The organism is Microbacterium sp. UBA837 (assembly GCF_002296025.1).
Lineage (GTDB): Bacteria > Actinomycetota > Actinomycetes > Actinomycetales > Microbacteriaceae > Microbacterium.
In genome coordinates, this window is sequence record NZ_DBHD01000150.1 from 1 (window position 1) to 3,525 (window position 3,525).

The 3,525-nt window shown below is 66.9% G+C and carries 4 protein-coding genes and 1 tRNA gene; all 5 read right to left on the reverse strand.

Features of this window, described 5'->3' with window-relative positions; all coding sequences use genetic code 11:
- On the reverse strand, nt 1-924 hold a 924-nt coding region (locus B3587_RS10925; RefSeq protein ID WP_292728553.1), incomplete at its 3' end, for an acyl-CoA dehydrogenase family protein.
- Nucleotides 908-2,101, reverse strand: a complete 1,194-nt coding sequence (locus B3587_RS10930; protein ID WP_292728554.1) for a CaiB/BaiF CoA transferase family protein — start codon at nt 2,099-2,101, stop codon at nt 908-910. The genes B3587_RS10925 and B3587_RS10930, both read right to left, overlap by 17 nt.
- Nucleotides 2,102-2,224: 123 nt before the next feature.
- Nucleotides 2,225-2,297 (reverse strand) — tRNA-Arg (locus B3587_RS10935).
- 88 nt (nt 2,298-2,385) lie between these two features.
- Nucleotides 2,386-3,006 (reverse strand): asparagine synthase, encoded by a 621-nt coding sequence (locus B3587_RS10940; protein ID WP_228178447.1) that lies wholly within the window; start codon nt 3,004-3,006, stop codon nt 2,386-2,388.
- 85 nt (nt 3,007-3,091) lie between these two features.
- On the reverse strand, nt 3,092-3,469 hold the full coding sequence (locus B3587_RS10945) for a DUF5684 domain-containing protein (protein ID WP_292728557.1): 378 nt from the start codon (nt 3,467-3,469) through the stop codon (nt 3,092-3,094).
- Nucleotides 3,470-3,525: the final 56 nt, after the last annotated feature.

Here is a 3,525-nt window from a genome sequence, read left to right on the forward strand (position 1 = left end):
GTGAAGCGCGAGCAGCAGCCCCTTTTCGTACTCGACCACGCTGTCGACGAGCTTCTGCTGCGTGAGCTGGAACGCCGCGATCGGCTTGCCGAACTGCGTCCGTTCCGCGGCGTAGGTCAGGGCGGCGGTCAGTGCCGATCGCGCTGCACCCAGCGCGCCCCAGGCGATACCGTATCGCGCCTCGTTCAGACAGCTGAGCGGACCCCGAAGTCCCTGGACCTCCGGGAGCACGGCATCCGCGGGCAGGCGCACCGCATCCAGCACCAGTTCGGAAGTCACGGATGCGCGCAGCGACAGCTTGTGCTCGATCTGCGGCGCTGAGAACCCCGCGGAGTCAGTCGGAACCAGAAACCCCCGGATGCCACCCTCGGTCTGCGCCCAAACGACAGCGACATCCGCGACCGACCCATTTGTGATCCACATCTTGCGACCCTCGAGCACCCAATCATCGCCGTCGCGGACGGCTCGGGTTCGCATGCTCGCGGGGTCTGAGCCGGCATCCGGTTCAGTGAGACCGAAGCACCCGATCAGGTCACCGGCCGCCATACCCGGAAGCCACCGCTGCTTCTGTTCCTCACTCCCCCAACGCCAGATCGCGTACATCGCGAGCGACCCCTGCACCGAGACGAGCGAACGGATGCCAGAGTCCGCAGCCTCGAGCTCGAGGCATGCCAGGCCGTACTCGGTGGCCGACATAGCCGCGCACCCGTATCCCTCGAGGTGCATGCCGAGCACCCCGAGCTGACCGAGGTCTTTCGCGAGGCCCCGCAGATCATCGGTCTCGCCCCGCTCGAACCAGTCACCGACGTGCGGAATCACGCGCCGCTCGACGAAGGCGCGGACCGCATCACGCGTGGCGCGCTCGTCGTCGCTGAGCAGCGCGTCGATGTCGGCGATGTCGATGACGTCATCCACGGGTGCCACGGGCGTCTCCTTCGGGAAGGTCACTCGCGCGACCGGTCGGATCGGGGCCGGCAAGCCACCGGCGGATCTCGTCACCGTGCTCATCGAGCCGCGGCGGGCGTTCGTACCCGCAGATCGGTGTCCGCGTGAACCGCAACGGAGATCGAATCTGGTCGGTACCGCCTTCGACCGGCACCCGAGGCTCAAGGCCGAGCCGCTCTGCCAGAGCGAAGCCGTCGGCGACGCTGCCGATCGTGCCGGCCGGCACCCCGGCATCCATCAGCCGCGTCGTCCACGATGCCGCGGCGTCGGCTTGCAGGCGCGCCTCGAGTGCTGCCGCCAGTTCATCCCGGTGGGCAACGCGCTGCGCGTTGGTGACGAAGCGCGGATCGGTCGCCAGGTCGGGGGCTCCCACAACCTCGCACAGCCGCGCGAACTGCCGGTCGTTTCCTACGGCGAGCGCGAGAACGCCGTCGCCGGTGTCGAGAGCTTCGTAGGGCGCGATCGACGGATGCCGATTACCGAGCGAGCGCGGAGAGTGGCCCGTCGCGAGGAACCCCGAGGCCTGGTTCACCAGCGCCGCGAGCAGGCTCGAGAGAAGAGCGACCTCGACGTGCTGCCCGAGCCCGCTCCGGGAACGCTCGTGCAGGGCAGCGAGGATGGCGACCGTGGCATCCTTAGCCGTCAGCACATCGACGATCGCAACGCCGACCTTGGACGGGGATCCGGGCGGCCCGGTGATGTCCATGAGACCGCCCACCGCTTGCACGAGAAAGTCGTAGCCAGCCGCGTGGGCGCCGGCCTTGCTACCGAACCCCGTGATCGACGCATAGACGATGGCGGGATTGCGCGCACGCGCACTCTCGTAGTCGAGCCCGAACCGCTCGAGGGTGCCGGGCAAGAAATTCTCGACGACGACGTCTGCGCGTGAGACCAGTCGGCACGCCAGGTCGAGATCCGCGGGGTCGCCGAAGTCGAGCGCGATGGAGCGCTTCCCGCGGTTGGCCGACTCGAAGTAGGAGGAGGAGTTAGCGGTCCACGGCGGGCCCCACCGCCGAGTATCGTCTCCGGATCCGGCGCGCTCCACCTTGATCACGTCGGCGCCGAGGTCGGCGAGAGTGGATGCCGCCAACGGTCCTGCGAGCACGCGACTGAAGTCGGCGACGACGACGCCGTCCAGGGGCATCGGACCAGGCATCCGCTTCCTCGCTCTTCCCGGTGAGTGAGACAACCCTATCGAGGGAGTTCCCTGGACGTCGGGAAACGAAGAAGGTCCCCGAGCCGTAGGGCTCAGGGACCTCATCACTGTCTCAACACAGTGCGCGCCCGAAGGGACTCGAACCCCTAACCTTCTGATCCGTAGTCAGATGCTCTATCCATTGAGCTACGGGCGCATGGTCCGCTCATTTCCGCGAGCAAACCAGCGTCCAGATTACCCCACGAATGCCTCAGACAGCGAATCGCGGGAGACCGCACCGAGACTCACCCTCCCTCGGGTCTCTCACCGTCGGGAACCGGACCGGAGTCGTCGGTATCAACGATCGGCGCCGCCGCCGCCGGGCTGCTCAGTCTGCGCTGGTGCGACGCGAGGCGCGGCAGGTCGATGAGCCTGATCGACTGCATCCGCGCTGCGCGCATCGACGCGTAGTCGGGATCCAGATCCGGTCGCATCGCCTCAACGATCAGGCGCCGCTCGAGGTTCGATTCGACATCGCCCCACGCGGCATCGCGCGCTTGCTCGATCAGCTGCTCGAGTGCCGCGTCGTCGGTTGCCCTCTCACGGAGCTCCTTGGCAACCCCCGTGTACTGTCGGGCGCGCCGCCGCAGATTCCGGGAGTCACGCCCTCGGTAGTCGTGCGTCCCGCTCGGGTCGGATTGCCTCCCCCACGCGCGGCGCCAGTCGGCCCGGGCGCGATCTGCAGCTGCCGACTGCTCATCGGCGAGCGCTTCGAGAGTCTGCCGGGCGAACGGCTTCACGGCGTCAACCGAGAAGGCGCTGTCGTTGCGAATCGCGTCGACCAGAATCCGGTTTCGGATGCTCAGACGCGCCGCCGCGATGGCGATGATGACGCCCTCAGCGATCGCATCGGCCGTCCTGCCCATCCGCAACCTCCTGGGTAGAGGGTATCGGGGCATGAGAGCGGGCGCCGACCCATGGCCGGCGCCCGCGAGGGTGATGGGATCAGATTCAGGCGCGCTTCGTGTACCTGGCGTCACCGAAGCCGAGGATGAGGTATCCGATGAAGGGGAAGAGGAACAGCAGGAAGAAGGAGAACGCGCCCCCCTTGCCGAATCTCTCACCGACCTTGATCGCCACGATGATGGCCAGCACCAAGTTGGCGATGGGGATGAAGTAGAGCAGCCCGAGCCACGCTGAGTATCCGGCGATCTTCACGAGGATGAACATGTTCACGATCGGGATGATCGCCAGGATGCCGAGCCACCCCGCCTTTGCGAAGACCCGCCACAGGGCAACGACGACGATGACGTAGATCACCAGCCCGAAGATCGACGTCGTCCACAGGGACGACACACTGGCCTGGTCGGTGATGGAGGTTGCGAGCATGGCCACAGCCTAGGGCGAAAGCGACCCGCTCTTCCAGCTAACTCTCAGGAAACCGC

Bases quoted from the DNA above. Each gene is read 5' to 3' on its own strand.
- B3587_RS10930 (WP_292728554.1), bottom strand. From the start codon at position 2,101: ATGCCTGGTCCGATGCCCCTGGACGGCGTCGTCGTCGCCGACTTCAGT.
- B3587_RS10940 (WP_228178447.1), bottom strand. From the start codon at position 3,006: ATGGGCAGGACGGCCGATGCGATCGCTGAGGGCGTCATCATCGCCATC.
- B3587_RS10945 (WP_292728557.1), bottom strand. From the start codon at position 3,469: ATGCTCGCAACCTCCATCACCGACCAGGCCAGTGTGTCGTCCCTGTGG.